This window comes from Streptomyces sp. SID14478, from assembly GCF_010548525.1.
Classification (GTDB): Bacteria; Actinomycetota; Actinomycetes; order Streptomycetales; family Streptomycetaceae; genus Streptomyces.
The window spans coordinates 1-14,891 of the sequence record NZ_JAAGMG010000067.1 but is presented as its reverse complement, the minus strand read 5'-3'; the positions used below and the strand labels follow the sequence as shown (position 1 = coordinate 14,891).

At 71.0% G+C, this 14,891-nt stretch carries 14 protein-coding genes; 7 read left to right on the top strand and 7 right to left on the bottom strand.

Annotation, left to right across the window (positions count from 1 at the left end; all coding sequences use genetic code 11):
- Positions 1-99: 99 nt before the first annotated feature.
- The 3 genes from G3I40_RS02185 to G3I40_RS02175 form a co-directional block, all read right to left on the bottom strand.
- A complete protein-coding gene (locus tag G3I40_RS02185; protein ID WP_164300433.1) occupies positions 100-1,185 on the bottom strand; it encodes a trypsin-like peptidase domain-containing protein in 1,086 nt (361 codons plus the stop codon).
- 57 nt (positions 1,186-1,242) lie between these two features.
- Positions 1,243-1,950, bottom strand: a complete 708-nt coding sequence (locus G3I40_RS02180) for a methyltransferase domain-containing protein (RefSeq protein WP_164300434.1) — start codon at positions 1,948-1,950, stop codon at positions 1,243-1,245.
- Positions 1,951-2,033: 83 nt separating this feature from the next.
- Positions 2,034-2,654, bottom strand: coding sequence for a DUF3043 domain-containing protein (locus tag G3I40_RS02175; protein WP_164300432.1), 621 nt, complete (start codon positions 2,652-2,654; stop codon positions 2,034-2,036).
- 231 nt (positions 2,655-2,885) lie between these two features.
- On the opposite strand from G3I40_RS02175, the gene G3I40_RS02170 reads away from it, so the two are divergent.
- From G3I40_RS02170 to G3I40_RS02150, 5 genes are all read left to right on the top strand, one after another.
- Positions 2,886-3,680: a PspA/IM30 family protein gene (locus G3I40_RS02170; protein ID WP_164300431.1), complete on the top strand. Its 795-nt coding sequence runs from the start codon at positions 2,886-2,888 to the stop codon at positions 3,678-3,680.
- A gap of 31 nt (positions 3,681-3,711) precedes the next feature.
- Complete coding sequence (locus G3I40_RS02165) at positions 3,712-3,990, top strand: hypothetical protein (protein ID WP_164300430.1); 279 nt, start codon at positions 3,712-3,714, stop codon at positions 3,988-3,990.
- Between the two features lie 38 nt (positions 3,991-4,028).
- Positions 4,029-5,255 (top strand): sensor histidine kinase, encoded by a 1,227-nt coding sequence (locus G3I40_RS02160; RefSeq protein ID WP_164300429.1) that lies wholly within the window; start codon positions 4,029-4,031, stop codon positions 5,253-5,255.
- The gene (locus G3I40_RS02155; RefSeq protein WP_164300428.1) at positions 5,252-5,941 is read left to right on the top strand and encodes a response regulator transcription factor; all 690 of its coding nucleotides are present in this window, start codon (positions 5,252-5,254) and stop codon (positions 5,939-5,941) included. Before G3I40_RS02160 ends, G3I40_RS02155 begins: the two co-directional genes overlap by 4 nt.
- Positions 5,942-6,105: 164 nt before the next feature.
- Positions 6,106-9,243 (top strand): efflux RND transporter permease subunit, encoded by a 3,138-nt coding sequence (locus tag G3I40_RS02150; RefSeq protein WP_164300427.1) that lies wholly within the window; start codon positions 6,106-6,108, stop codon positions 9,241-9,243.
- An 80-nt stretch (positions 9,244-9,323) separates the two neighbouring features.
- On the opposite strand, the gene nadA is transcribed toward G3I40_RS02150, so the two are convergent.
- Positions 9,324-10,544 (bottom strand): quinolinate synthase NadA, encoded by a 1,221-nt coding sequence (gene nadA / locus G3I40_RS02145; protein WP_164300426.1) that lies wholly within the window; start codon positions 10,542-10,544, stop codon positions 9,324-9,326.
- Positions 10,545-10,793: 249 nt separating this feature from the next.
- Between nadA and G3I40_RS02140 the strand changes: the two genes are divergently transcribed.
- Positions 10,794-11,150 carry an iron-sulfur cluster assembly accessory protein gene (locus G3I40_RS02140; RefSeq protein ID WP_164300425.1) on the top strand — a complete coding sequence of 119 codons (357 nt, stop codon included), beginning with the start codon at positions 10,794-10,796 and terminating at the stop codon, positions 11,148-11,150.
- A gap of 72 nt (positions 11,151-11,222) precedes the next feature.
- On the opposite strand, the gene G3I40_RS02135 is transcribed toward G3I40_RS02140, so the two are convergent.
- Both G3I40_RS02135 and G3I40_RS02130 read right to left on the bottom strand, forming a co-directional pair.
- Positions 11,223-12,758 carry a hypothetical protein gene (locus G3I40_RS02135; RefSeq protein WP_164300424.1) on the bottom strand — a complete coding sequence of 512 codons (1,536 nt, stop codon included), beginning with the start codon at positions 12,756-12,758 and terminating at the stop codon, positions 11,223-11,225.
- Between the two features lie 112 nt (positions 12,759-12,870).
- Entirely contained in the window at positions 12,871-13,080 is a 210-nt protein-coding gene (locus G3I40_RS02130) for a hypothetical protein (RefSeq protein WP_164300423.1), read from the bottom strand.
- A 184-nt stretch (positions 13,081-13,264) separates the two neighbouring features.
- Here G3I40_RS02130 and G3I40_RS02125 point away from each other — a divergent pair, with 184 nt between their 5' ends.
- Positions 13,265-14,239 (top strand): carbohydrate kinase family protein, encoded by a 975-nt coding sequence (locus G3I40_RS02125; RefSeq protein ID WP_164300422.1) that lies wholly within the window; start codon positions 13,265-13,267, stop codon positions 14,237-14,239.
- Here the strand turns inward: G3I40_RS02125 and G3I40_RS02120 are convergent.
- Positions 14,240-14,891: cysteine desulfurase/sulfurtransferase TusA family protein (locus G3I40_RS02120; RefSeq protein ID WP_164300421.1), on the bottom strand; the 652-nt coding region annotated here is incomplete at its 5' end.

Genomic DNA, 14,891 nt, shown 5'->3' with positions numbered 1-14,891 from the left:
CGGCGAAAGCCCCGGCGGCCCCGTCGCGCGGGCAGCCGGCACGCCGGGAGCCCGCACCGAGGGCCGTGCCTTCGCCCCCGGAGATCTGTCGCGACCGTCCTAGATCTCCCCGAGCGTGACGTCCGCCTTCTTCTCCGACCCGTCCCGCGTGTACGTCACCGACACGTCGTCGCCCGGCTTCTCCTCGGCCAGCGCCTCCGACAGGGACTGCATCGTCGTCACGTCGGTGTCGCCGAACCGGGTGATGATGTCGCCGGCCTTGATCCCGGCCTTCTCCGCCCCGCCGCCGTCGGTCACCGACACCACCGCGATCCCGGCCGGCTTGTAGTCGTCACCCAGCACCGTGCGGGCCGTGATGCCGAGCGCCGCCCGTCCCGAGTCCGTCACCTTGCCGTCCTTGACGACCTGGTCGGCGACCTTCGTGACCATGGACGAGGGGATCGCGAAACCGATGCCAGGTGCCGCGCTGTCCCCCATGTCGGGGTCGGTCGCCGCGAGCGTCGGGATGCCGATGACGTCGCCGTCCAGGTTCACCAGCGCCCCACCGCTGTTGCCCGGGTTGATCGCGGCGGACGTCTGCACCATGTTCGCGATGGTCGCCCCGGTGCCGCCGCCGGACCGGCCCTCGCTCACGGTCCGTCCGGTCGCCGAGACGATGCCCTGCGTCACGCTGGAGGAGAGCCCGAGCGGCGAGCCCATGGCCAGCGTGATCTGCCCGACCTCGACCTTCGAGGAATCCCCGAACCGCGCCGGCTTCAGCCCGTCGGGCACCTTCTCCAGCTTGATGACCGCGAGATCCTGCTCCGGATACGCGTAGACGAGCCGCGCGGTGAGTTCGTCCGTGCTGTTGGAGGTGGTGACCTTGAACGTCTTCTCGTCGCCGACCACGTGCGCGTTCGTCACGATGTGCCCCTCGTTGTCGTACACGACACCGGAGCCGAGATCGGACGAGGCCTGGATCTGGACGACCGAGGGCAGGACTTCCCTGATCACCTTCTGGTAGTCGTCCTGGAGATTGCCCGCCGCGGCGGGCGCCGCCTGCGTGGTCGTGTCGGACGACGAACCGGAGGAGGCGGAGTCCGAGCAGCCGGACACCAGGGCCGCCGCGCACACGGCGGCGGTCAGCGGCAGGGCGGCACGGAGCAGACGGGGGGAACGGCGGGCGCGCACGCGAGAGACATCCATGCCCGGATTGTCACGTTCGTACGGGGTGACCGCCCGCGCTGTGCCGCCGAACAGGCGTCAGCCGCGGACCCCGCACAGATGCAGCAGCGCCGCCACCCGCCGGTACGGCTCGGTGCGTCCGGCCCGCTCCTCGGCGGCGAGCAGCGTCTGCAGCTCCCCGCGCTCCGGAGGCCCGTCCCCGTCCGTGGCCTGGTCGGTGAAGACCCGCACCCCGTACCAGGCGTGCAGCGGGGCCCCGATGCCGGCGAGCGTCGCCGTCAGGGTGTCGAGGCGGTCGGCGCGGACGTCGAGGCCGAGCCGGTTGTGGTACTGCGTCGAGTCGAAGGCGCCGAGCGCGGTGACCCAGTCGCCGGCGAGCCCGGGCCGCATCGCGAGCGCGTCCGCGTTCCGCACGAGGAGCGAGAGCAGACCGCCCGGGGCCAGCATCCGCGCCAGGCCCGCGAGCAGCGCGTCCGGGTCCTCGACGTACATCAGGACGCCGTGGCACAGCACGACGTCGAAGCTGCCGGGCAGGAAGTGGACGCCGGTGTCCATGCCGTTGCCCTCGACGATCCGGACCCGCTCGCGCACCCCCTCGGGCTCCGCGGCCAGCGCCGTGCGCGCCGCGGAGACCATGGCGGTGTCCTGCTCGACCCCGGTCACCTTGTGGCCGGCCCGGGCCAGGCGCAGTGCCTGCGTGCCCTGCCCCATGCCGACGTCGAGCACCCGCAGCCGCTGCCCGACGGGGAACCGCCCGGCTATCTGCTCATCGAGCTGCCGGGTCACCAGTTCCTGACGCACCACGTTGCGCAGGCCGCCCAGCTTGGCCAGCCAGGCGCCCGGCGCGTCCCCCGTGAAAGCCTCGGTGCTCAGGGTCGCTCCCCGCGCTTGACCTGGGGCTTGGGCAGACGGAGGCGCTTCATCTGGAGCGTGCGCATCAGGGCGTACGCGACGGCGCCCTTGCGGCGCTCGTTCGGGAACTTCTCCGCCAGCTGCTTCTTCAGACGGAAGCCGGACAGGGCCGAGTCGATCACGATCGCGACGATCACGAACAGCCACAGCAGCAGCGCGATGTTCTGCAGCGAGCCGACGCGGACCATGCTCAGGACGAGGATGATCACCGCCATCGGCAGGAAGTACTCGGCGATGCAGAACCGCGAGTCGACGAAGTCACGTGCGTACTTGCGCACGGGACCCTTGTCGCGGGCCGGCAGGTAGCGCTCGTCACCGCTGGCGAGCGCCGCGCGCTGCTTCTCCATCGCGGTGCGCCGCTCGTCGCGCGTACGGGCGCGGGCCTCCTTCGGCGACATCTTGGTGTTGGCCACGCTGCGGCGCTGCGACTGGGCCTCGCTGCGCTTGGGCGTGGGGCGGCCCTTGGGCGCCTGAGGGTCACGGGTCTGCGTGGACTCGGCTACCGGCGAAGCCGGGGCCTTGTCGTCCTTGGATCGGCTACGGAACACAAAACCCAAGGGTACGTGGTGGGCGCGCATGGACCAGGGGCCTGTGGGGAACGATCCGGCAACGCCGCGCGTCCATAGAGGCACATAGGGGCACACCTACTCCTTACGCCGGAGCGGGACGGGACGCAGTCGTCCTTGGGGATGAGCGCATCCGCACCTGAACAGTGCGGTAATAGATGCAGGACCCGTACTGTGGATTCTGTCGCAGTGCTGGAGCTGGAACAGCCGGTCGGATCTGTCAGAAGGGGGCGCGCGAAGCCCATGAGCGGTGTCATGAAGCGTATGGGGATGATCTTCCGCGCGAAGGCGAACAAGGCCCTTGACCGGGCCGAGGACCCGCGCGAGACCCTCGATTACTCGTACCAGAAGCAGCTGGAACTGCTGCAGAAGGTGCGCCGCGGCGTCGCGGACGTCGCCACGAGCCGCAAGCGCCTGGAGCTGCAGCTCGGTCAGCTGCAGTCGCAGTCCTCCAAGCTGGAGGACCAGGGCCGCAAGGCGCTCGCGCTCGGCCGCGAGGACCTGGCCCGCGAGGCGCTCTCGCGCCGCGCCGCGCTCCAGCAGCAGGTCACGGACCTGGAGACGCAGCACCAGACGTTGCAGGGCGAGGAGGAGAAGCTCACCCTCGCGGCCCAGCGGCTGCAGGCCAAGGTCGACGCCTTCCGTACGAAGAAGGAGACCATCAAGGCCACGTACACCGCGGCGCAGGCGCAGACCCGGATCGGCGAGGCGTTCTCCGGCATCTCCGAGGAGATGGGCGACGTCGGCATGGCGATCCAGCGCGCCGAGGACAAGACGGCCCAGCTGCAGGCCCGGGCCGGCGCCATCGACGAGCTGCTCGCCTCCGGCGCCCTCGACGACTCCTCCGGTCTGGCCAAGGACGACATCCAGAGCGAGCTGGACCGCCTCTCCGGTGGTACGGATGTAGAGCTGGAACTGCAGCGCATGAAGGCAGAGCTGGCCGGTGGCTCCTCCTCGAAGCAGGCGATCGAGGGCGGCGCCGGGCAGGGCCAGCAGGCACAGCAGCCGCAGGACACCCCGCGCTTCGACAAGCAGTAGGCAGCGCAGTAGCAGCCCACAGGAGGGCGTCATGATCGTACGGATCATGGGGGAGGGTCAGGTGAAGCTGGCGGACAGCCACTTCGCCGAACTCAACAAGCTCGACGACGAACTGCTCGCGGAGATGGAGAGCGGCGACGAGTCCGGATTCCGGCGTACGCTCTCCGCCCTCCTCGACGCGGTCCGCCGGCTCGGCGAACCGCTCCCGGACGACGCCCTGGAGCCCTCGGAGCTGATCCTCCCGGCCCCGGACGCGTCCTTGGACGAGGTCCGCGAGATGCTCTCCGACGACGGACTGATCCCGGGCTGATCCGCGGTGAGGTGAAAGGGGCGGCTACCGTGACGCCGGTGACCCCCCTCGTACGGTGGGCCAGGACCCATCCCCTGGCCCTGGACGCCATCGTCGCCCTCGGCGTCCTGCTGTGCATGGTCGCCGGCTCGTTCGTCGACCCGCACGGCTCGGACGGCACGTACGCCTGGGGCGCCCGCACACCGGGCGGCCTCAGCCTCGTCCTGATGGTGCTCGGCGCCGCCGCGCTCGTCTTCCGGCGGATCGCCCCCCTGTACGTGCTCGCCGCCACCTCGACCGTCTCCGTCGTCGAGCTGGTCACCGGCGAGCCCCGCGCGCCCGTCGTCATGTCCGCGGTCGTCGCGCTCTACACCGTCGCCGCCACCACCGACCGCCCCACCACCTGGCGCGTGGGCTTCGCCACGATGGCGCTGCTCACGGCCGTCGCCATGCTCGCCGGACCGCTGCCCTGGTACGCCCAGGAGAACCTCGGCATCTTCGCCTGGACCGGCATGGCCGCGGCCGCCGGCGACGCCGTCCGCTCGCGGCGCGCCTTCGTCGACGCCATAAGGGAGCGGGCCGAACGGGCCGAGCGCACCCGGGAGGAAGAGGCCCGGCGCCGGGTCGCCGAGGAGCGGCTGCGCATCGCCCGCGACCTGCACGACGTCGTCGCCCACCACATCGCGCTGGTCAACGTGCAGGCCGGAGTCGCCGCACACGTCATGGACAAGCGGCCCGACCAGGCCAAGGAGGCCCTCTCGCACGTGCGCGAGGCCAGCCGCTCCGCGCTCAACGAACTCCGCGCCACCGTCGGCCTGCTGCGGCAGTCCGGCGACCCGGAGGCGCCGACCGAACCGGCGCCCGGCCTGGAGCGGCTCGACGACCTCGTCGACACCTTCCGCAACGCGGGCCTGCCCGTCGAGGTGGCCCGCGCCAAGGAGGCCCCGGCGCTGCCCGCCGCCGTCGACCTGGCCGCGTTCCGCGTCGTGCAGGAAGCGCTCACGAACGTCCGCAAGCATGCCGGTACCGACGCGAAGGCCGAGGTCAGCGTCGTGCGCGTGGGGCCGAACGTGGAGGTCTCGATCCTCGACGACGGCCCCGGCGCGGACGCGCAGAGCGACCTGCTCGACGCGAACGGCGGCCACGGACTGCTCGGCATGCGCGAGCGGGTCAGCGCGCTCGGCGGCACCCTCAGCGCGGGACCTCGCTACGGCGGCGGTTTCCGCGTCCATGCGATCCTTCCGGTCAAGGCCCGCACCGACACCCCAGGGGACGCCACCAGATGACCATTCGGGTACTGCTCGCCGACGACCAGGCCCTGCTGCGCAGCGCGTTCCGGGTGCTCGTCGACTCCGAACCCGACATGGAAGTGGTGGGGGAGGCCTCCGACGGCGCGGAGGCCGTGCGGCTCGCGCGCTCCGAGCGCCCCGACGTCGTGCTCATGGACATCCGGATGCCCGGCACCGACGGCCTGGCCGCGACCCGCGAGATCAGCGCCGACCCCGCACTGGCCGGCGTGCGCGTCGTGATGCTGACGACGTTCGAGGTCGACGAGTACGTGGTGCAGTCGCTGCGGGCCGGCGCCTCCGGCTTCCTCGGCAAGGGCGCCGAACCCGACGAACTGCTCGGCGCCGTGCGCATCGCCGCCGCCGGCGAGGCCCTGCTGTCACCGGTGGCGACCAAGGGCCTGATCGCCAAGTTCCTTGCGCAGGGCGACGGTTCGCAGGACGGGGCGCGCGGCGCGGGCAGTCACGCGGAGCGGCTCGCCGCGCTCACCGGGCGCGAGCGCGAGGTGCTGGTCCAGGTCGCGGGCGGGCACTCGAACGACGAGATCGCCGAACGCCTGGAGGTCAGTCCGCTCACCGTGAAGACCCACGTGAACCGGGCGATGGCCAAGCTCGGCGCCCGCGACCGGGCCCAACTCGTGGTAATTGCCTACGAATCGGGCCTGGTCCGTCCAAGGGTGGAGTGAACTCGACCCCGCGCGTACTACGGCCGCAGTAGACGCCGGGCGAGAACGGGACCTGGGAGCGACGAATCCCCTCCTGCCCGTGGCACAGGGTGTATGCGGGCCTCTGCGCATGTCCGCGTCAGGAGCCGTCATCCACCGCTCAACCCCACGGAGTACCCCACCCCATGTCCTGGCTGTCGAGATTCAGCCTCGCTCAACGCGCCCTGATCGGGCTGGTGTCGATCATCGCCCTCGTCTTCGGCGCGATCGCGATCCCCCAGCTCAAGCAGCAGCTGCTGCCCACCATCGAACTGCCCATGGTCTCCGTGCTGGCCCCGTACCAGGGCGCGTCCCCGGACGTGGTGGAGAAGCAGGTCGTCGAGCCGCTGGAAGACTCCATCGACGCCGTCGACGGGATCACCGGCGTCACCTCCACCGCCTCCGAGGGCAACGCGGTGGTGATGGCCCAGTTCGACTACGGGAGCAGCGGCGACTCCAAGCAGCTCGTCGCCGACGTCCAGCAGGCCGTCAACCGGGCCCGCGCCCAACTGCCGGACGACGTCGACCCGCAGGTCGTCGCGGGCTCCACCGACGACATCCCCACCGTGGTGCTCGCCGTCACGTCCGACAAGGACCAGCAGGCGCTCGCCGACCAGCTCGACAAGACCGTCGTCCCGTCCCTCAAGGACATCGACGGCGTCGGCCAGGTCAGCGTCGACGGCGTCCGCGACCTCCAGGTCAACGTCACGCCGGACGACCGGAAGATGGCCGCGGCCGGCGTCGGTGTCCCGGCGCTGAGCCAGTCCCTGCAGGCCGGTGGCGCGACCCTGCCCGCAGGCTCCTTCGACGAGGACGGCAACAACCGCACGGTCCAGGTCGGCGGCGGCTTCACCTCGCTGCGCCAGATCGAGGACCTGATGGTCACCGGCGAGGGCGTAAAGAAGCCCGTACGCCTCGGCGACATCGCCACGGTGAAGCAGCAGCAGTCCTCCGCTGACTCGATCACCCGCACCGACGGCCGCCCCAGCCTCGCGGTCGCGGTCACCATGGACCACGACGGCTCCGCGGTGTCCATCTCGAACGCGGTCAAGGACAAGCTGTCCGGCCTGCGCCAGGACCTCGGCGCCGGCGCGAAGCTCACGGTCGTCAGCGACCAGGGCCCGGCGGTCTCCAAGTCCATCTCGGGCCTGACCACGGAGGGCGCGCTCGGCCTGCTCTTCGCGGTCATCGTGATCCTGGTCTTCCTGGCGTCGCTGCGCTCGACCCTGGTGACGGCGGTCTCGATCCCGCTGTCGGTGGTCCTCGCGCTGATCGTCCTGTGGACCCGCGACCTCTCCCTCAACATGCTGACGCTGGGCGCCCTGACCATCGCGATCGGCCGGGTCGTCGACGACTCGATCGTCGTGCTGGAGAACATCAAGCGCCATCTCGGCTACGGCGAGGAACGCCACGAGGCGATCCTCAAGGCGGTCCGCGAGGTCGCGGGCGCGGTCACCTCGTCCACCCTCACGACGGTGGCCGTCTTCCTGCCCATCGGTCTGGTCGGCGGCATGGTCGGCGAGCTGTTCGGCTCGTTCTCGATCACGGTGACGGCGGCGCTCCTCGCGTCCCTGCTCGTCTCGCTCACGGTCGTCCCGGTCCTCTCCTTCTGGTTCCTGCGCGCCCCCAAGGCGATCCGCGGCGTCGACCCGGAGGAGGCCCGCCGCAAGGCCGAGGAGAAGGAGGCCCGCTCCTGGCTGCAGCGCGTCTACGTCCCGGTGCTCCGGTTCGCGACGCGGCGCCGCCTCACGAGCGTGCTCATCGCGATCGTGGTCCTCGTCGGCACGTTCGGCATGGCCCCCCTGCTGAAGACCAACTTCTTCGACCAGGGCGAGCAGGAAGTCCTGTCCATCAAGCAGGAGTTGAAGCCCGGCACCAGCCTCGCCGCGACCGACGCGTCCGCGCAGAAGGTCGAGAAGATGCTCCAGGGCATCGACGAGATCAAGGACTACCAGGTCACCATCGGCAGCTCCGGCTTCATGGCGGCCTTCGGCGGCGGCACGGACACGAACCAGGCCTCGTACCAGGTGACGCTGAAGGACAAGGCGTCGTACGAGGACACGCAGGACCGCATCGAGCGCGAGCTCGGCAAGCTGTCCGGGGTCGGTACGACGACGCTCGCGGCCGGCGACGGCTTCGGCAGCCAGGACCTGAGCGTGGTCGTGAAGGCCGCCGACGGTTCCGTGCTGGACAAGGCCGCGGACCAGGTGCGGGACGCGGTCGCGTCCCTCGACGACGTCACGGACGTCACCAGTGACCTGTCGCAGTCCGTCCCGCGGATCTCGGTCAAGGCCAACTCCAAGGCGGCCAGGGCCGGTTTCAACGACACGACGCTCGGCGCGGCCGTCACCCAGGCGGTCGGCGGCACCAAGAGCGGCGAGGCGATCCTCGACGACACCGAGCGCGACGTCGTCGTGAAGTCGGCGAAGCCGGCCACGACCATGGACGAGCTGAAGAAGCTCCCGATGGGCGCGGGCGGCGTGAAGCTGGGCGACATCGCCACGGTGAAGCTCGTCGACGGGCCGGTCTCCATGACCCGTATCGACGGTGCCCGCGCGGCCACCATCACGGCCAAGCCGACCGGGGACAACACGGGCGCGGTCAGCACCGACCTCCAGTCGAAGATCAACAAGCTGGACCTGCCGAAGGGCGCCACGGCGACCATCGGCGGCGTGACCTCGGACCAGGACGACGCCTTCAAGAACCTGGGCCTGGCGATGCTCGCGGCGATCGCGATCGTCTTCATGCTCCTGGTGGCGACGTTCCGCTCGCTGGCCCAGCCGCTGATCCTGCTGGTGTCCATCCCGTTCGCCGCCACCGGCGCGATCGGCCTGCTGGTCGCCACCGGTACGCCCATGGGTGTCCCGGCGATGATCGGCATGCTGATGCTCATCGGCATCGTGGTGACGAACGCGATCGTCCTGATCGACCTGATCAACCAGTACCGCAAGCAGGGCCTCGGCGTCGTCGAGGCAGTGGTCGAGGGCGGCCGTCACCGCCTGCGCCCCATCCTGATGACGGCCCTGGCCACGATCTTCGCCCTGCTCCCGATGGCGCTCGGCGTCACCGGCGAGGGCGGCTTCATCGCGCAGCCGCTCGCGGTGGTCGTGATCGGCGGTCTGATCACATCGACGCTGCTCACCCTGCTCCTGGTCCCGACGCTCTACGCGATGCTGGAGCTGCGCAAGGAGAAGCGGGCGAAGAAGCGTGCGGCGAAGCGGGACAAGAAGGCCGACGTCCCGCCCCAGGCCCCGTCCCCGGAGCAGGAGACGGCGCACGTCTGACGGATACGGCACGCAAGAGGCCCGGCCCCCACCGCGTACAGGGTGGGGGCCGGGCCTCTTCGTACCGCAGGAGGCCGGCGCTACGGCAGCGCCAGCATCCGCTCCAGCGCCATCTTGGCGAACTGCTCGGTCTCCCGGTCGACCTCGATCCGGTTCACGAGCTGCCCGTCGGCCAGCGACTCCAGCGTCCAGACCAGGTGCGGCAGGTCGATCCGGTTCATGGTCGAGCAGAAGCAGACCGTCTTGTCGAGGAAGACGATCTCCTTGCCCTCGGGGGCGAAACGGTTCGCCAGCCGCCGTACGAGGTTCAGCTCGGTCCCGATGGCCCACTTGGACCCGGCGGGCGCGGCCTCCAGCGCCTTGATGATGTACTCCGTCGACCCCACGTGGTCGGCCGCGGCCACGACCTCGTGCTTGCACTCCGGGTGCACGAGGACGTTCACCCCCGGTATGCGCGCGCGCACGTCGTTCACCGAGTCCAGCGAGAACCGCCCGTGCACCGAGCAGTGCCCGCGCCACAGGATCATCTTCGCGGCGCGCAGCTGCTCGACGCTCAGGCCGCCGTTCGGCTTGTGCGGGTTGTAGACGACGCAGTCGTCCAGGGACATGCCGAGGTCGCGCACCGCGGTGTTGCGCCCCAGGTGCTGGTCGGGCAGGAAGAGCACCTTGGTCGTCGCGCGATCGGGGCCCTGCTCGAACGCCCAGTTCAGGGCCCGCTCGGCGTTCGACGACGTGCAGATCGTGCCGCCGTGCTTGCCGGTGAACGCCTTGATGTCCGCGGAGGAGTTCATGTACGAGACGGGCACTACCTGCTCGGCGATGCCGGCCTCGGTCAGTACGTCCCAGCACTCGGCGACCTGCTCGGCGGTGGCCATGTCGGCCATGGAGCAGCCGGCGGCGAGGTCCGGCAGCACGACCTTCTGGTCGTCGCCGGTCAGGATGTCCGCGGACTCGGCCATGAAGTGCACACCGCAGAAGACGATGTACTCGGCCTCGGGCCGGGCGGCGGCGTCCCGCGCCAGCTTGAACGAGTCGCCGGTGACGTCGGCGAACTGGATGACCTCGTCGCGCTGGTAGTGGTGCCCGAGCACGAACACCTTGTCGCCGAGCTTCTCCTTGGCCGCGCGGGCGCGCTCCACCAGGTCCGGGTCGGAGGGCGAGGGCAGGTCGCCGGGACAGTCGACTCCGCGCTCGCTCGCGGTGTCGGCCTCGCGGCCGAGCAGCAGCAGCGCCAGCGGCGTAGGCGAAACGTCCAGGTCAACAGGGGCCTGGGGGGTCTGGGCCGTGGTCACGTCACGCACCCTTTCTTGTCTGCAGAACAAGCTTCTCGTCGAAATGACGCTATCTATCATACGTGCTTCACGTCAGTTTGACGACACGTAATTCGTCGATGTGACGCAATCCGCCTCGGCCGCCCCGTGCCCCGTTCGCCGGGGGTGTGCGAGCATGAAAGGAGAAGTGCGAAAGCCCCGCCGATCCGGAATGGATCCGGGCCTTTGCCGGTTGCAATGGTCGGCAAGCAGTCTCCGTACAACCCGGGAGAGATGTAGATGTCCGTATCGGACGAGACCACCACCGTCAGCGACGGCATCATCCTGAGCGACGCCGCCGCCGGCAAGGTCAAGGCTCTGCTCGAGCAGGAGGGCCGCGAAGACCTGGCCCTGCGGGTGGCCGTTCAGCCCGGCGGCTGCTCCGGCCTGCGCTACCAGCTCTTCTTCGACGAGCGCTCGCTCGACGGTGACGTCGTCAAGGACTTCGGTGGCGTCAAGGTCGTCACCGACCGCATGTCCGCCCCGTACCTGGGCGGTGCGTCCATCGACTTCGTCGACACCATCGAGAAGCAGGGCTTCACGATCGACAACCCGAACGCCACGGGCTCCTGCGCCTGCGGCGACTCGTTCAGCTGAGCCAGGCAGGACGCGGAGCGGCCCCCTCCCTCGGGAGTGGGGCCGCTCCGCTGTGTGCGGTGTCCTGGCCGGTCAGTTCCGCGGCGCCGGGCTGGTCCCGCCGGGGCCGTTCTTCTGCGCGGCCGGCACCTCGGCGCCGCCCGCGTCCACGACCTTGCGCTCGCTCAGCGGCTTCTCCAGCGTGACGGGCAGCGTGTAGTTCTTCGCGAGCTGGATGCAGGCCGTGCCCTTCTTCTGGGTGGACGTGACCTTCACGGTCACCCGCCCCCCGCGCTCGTCCGCGGACGCCTTGTACGTCGCGCACACGCCCCCGGTGAAGTGCAGGGTCAGTGTCCGCCCGTCCGCGCGGTACCCCTGCACCCGTACGGACTTGGTGTCGCTGCCCCCGTCGCCCGCCGACGCGCTCGGCCGCCCGCTCGGCTCCACCGGCGGCACCTCGCTCGGTGACGCCGTCGAACTCCGCGGCGCCACGAGGAACTTCGGGTCCACCGCCGGATGCGTCACGGTGAGCGGCGCCTTCGCCCCGGCCGGCTTCACCTGGAACAGCCACGACGGCACGAGCGCCTGCTGGCCTGCGACGACGTGCGAGGCGAGCCCGAACGTGGCCCCGGTGACGGCGACCGTGGTGGACGCCGGCGGCCGCGGCGACGAAGGGGTGCACCCGGAGCCCTGCTCCGTCCCACCCTGCTCCGTCCCCGCTGCCGAACTGCCCTTCAGCGGCGCCGCACTGGCGCACGCGTCGGCCGGGACCCGGCCCCCCGCCGCCCTGCTGTTCAGCCGCGCGATGGTCTCCTTCGCCCCGACCGTCGGGTACGTGTCCCCCTTGACCGGCGTCTTCAACTGGCCACTGCCACCGATGACCTGACCGTCAGCACCGATCTGGATCCCGGTCGACCAGCCGTACGTGGGCAGCCCGCCCACCGTCGGGTCGGCGTTCACCACGCGCGTGGCGCCCATGAGTTGGGCCGCGTCCAGCTTCGCGCCGTCCTGCCCCAGGGCCTTGAGGACGGGCTCGGCGGCCTTCTTCGCCGCGGCCGCGCTCACCGCGTCGTCCTCGCTGCCGCCGCCCACCGGGTCCGCGCACTTGGTCAGCGCCGCGCACTTGTGGCCGCTCGACGGCGCGTAGCGCGCATACGTCCAGGTCCCCGGCGCCTTCCGGTTCACCTGGAGCGACGGGCCCGAACCGTCCTTCGCCGGGCCCAGTCGCCAGGTCCCGCCGTCCAGCCGCGGGGTGCCGTTGACGTCGAGGGCCTTGCCGAGCGCGGCCACCTCGGCGGCGCTCACCTCGCCCCGGGCCCGGTAGACGGGCGCCTCGCCGGGGTCGTCCGGCAGGGCGACGGCCGCGCGGTAGCGGCTGCCGTTCGGATCGGGCTCACCGGGCGCGATCCCGTTCGTGGTGCCCGGGTTGCCACCGTCGGAGTACCCGTCGAGGGCCAGCGGCGGGGGAGGGCCGTCGCCGCCGGTGCCGGCCGGTGCGTCCTTGCCGGACGTACTCGTCGCGAGGTACGCGCCGCCGCCACCGGCGAGCAGCACAGCCGCCGCGACCGAGGCGACCGCCAGCGTGCGCCGCCGCGGGTGTCGATCCTGCGTCTGCTCTTCCGTGCTCACCGCATCGCTCCTTCGCTGCCTCGTCGTATCCCGTATCCCCTTTATGAGGGACGGTCATGGGGGACAGCGATGGGACGCGGCGGGGGAGCGCGCGGTTCCCTTCCGGGCGCCGTCAGTCGCAGAAATCAGCCATGGAGTCGATGAGCCGGGCCGACGAGGCGGGCACGACGACCCCGTGGATTCCGGCCGCGCCGGCCGTGTGCACCGGCCGCTCCACCTCCCAGGGGGCGCGCGGCAGCACCCAGTGCGGCACCATCCGCGCACAGTCGCCGCGCAGCGCGGCGAGCCCGTCCTGGGTCATGAAGGACACGTCGTAGGTCATACCCGCACAGTAGGCACGCCGGGTCGTACCAAAAAAGACCTACTATCAGGTAGTTTCCCCACTTCAGCGCACGGGGTTCGACCGGGTAGCGTGAACTGTCAATCCCTCCCGTCGTTCCACCACCGCCCTTGCAAGGGGCGCTTCGCGCGCCCTTCCCCCTTACTTCAGGAAGCGTGCTCACGCCGTGCGAATCGCAGTCACCGGCTCCATCGCCACCGACCACCTGATGACCTTCCCCGGCCGCTTCGCCGACCAGCTCGTCGCCGACCAGTTGCACACGGTCTCCCTCTCCTTCCTCGTCGACAACCTCGACGTGCGCCGGGGAGGTGTCGGCGCCAACATCGCCTTCGGCATGGGACAGCTCGGCACGAGCCCGGTCCTGGTGGGTGCCGCGGGCTCGGACTTCGACGAGTACCGCGCCTGGCTGGACCGCCACGGCGTGGACACGGCCTCGGTCCGCATCTCCGAGACCCTGCACACGGCCCGTTTCGTGTGCACCACGGACGCCGACCACAACCAGATCGGCTCCTTCTACACGGGCGCCATGAGCGAGGCCCGGCTCATCGAGCTGAAGACCGTCGCGGACCGCGTGGGCGGCCTCGACCTGGTCCTCATCGGCGCGGACGACCCGGAGGGCATGCTCCGCCACACGGAGGAGTGCCGCTCCCGCGCGATCCCGTTCGCCGCCGACTTCTCGCAGCAGATCGCCCGTATGGACGGCGAGGAGATCCGCACGCTGCTCGACGGGGCCACCTACCTCTTCTCGAACGAGTACGAGAAGGGGCTCATCGAGTCCAAGACCGGCTGGAGCGAGTCCGAGATCCTCGCCAAGGTCGGCCACCGCGTCACCACCCTCGGCGCGCGCGGCGTCCGCATCGAGCGCGTCGGCGACGACCCGATCGAGGTCGGCTGCCCGGAGGAGGACGCCAAGGTCGACCCGACCGGCGTCGGCGACGCGTTCCGCGCGGGCTTCCTGTCGGGCCTGGTCTGGGGCGTCTCCCTGGAGCGCGCCGCCCAGGTCGGCTGCATGCTCGCCACGCTGGTCATCGAGACCCTGGGCACCCAGGAGTACGAGCTGCGCCGGGCGCAGTTCATGGACCGCTTCACCAAGGCGTACGGCCACGAGGCCGCGGCCGAGGTGCAGCAGCACCTGGCCTGATCACACGAGGCGGCGGACCACGTAGGCGACGCCCCGGTCCGCCGCCCGCTCTCCCACGTACTCCTGCTGCTGGGTCCAGCACCACGCCGGGATGTCCACGGCCGCCACCTCGTCGTCGGCGAGGACGGTCACCGTGCCCCCGACCCGCACGCCCCCGATGGCCTTGCCGAGTTCGATGACGGGCAGCGGGCAGCTCATCCCCAGCGCGTCCACGGTCACCGCCTCGGCGTCCCCCCGCGCGCCCGCGGCCGGCGCCCCCAGCTTCTCCCGGACCCCCCGCACGACCGACGGCAGCACCTCCAGGAACCGCTCGACCTCGCTCTCCTCCACGCCCCTCGGCAGCGAGACCCGCACGTTCCCCTCGCTCACCACTCCCATGGCGCGCAGCACATGGCTGGGCGTCAGCGTGCTGCTGGTGCACGACGACCCGGACGACACCGAGAAACCGGCCCGGTCCAACTCGTGCAGCACGCTCTCCCCGTCGACGTACAGGCAGGAGAACGTGAGCAGGTGCGGAAGGCGCCGCACCGGATCCCCGACGACCTCCACGTCCGCCAGCAGCCGCGGCACCCGCGTCCGGATCCGCTCCGTCAACGCGCGCAGCCGCGCCGCCTCCCCGGCCGCCTCGGCCCGCACGGCCCGCAGCGAGGCG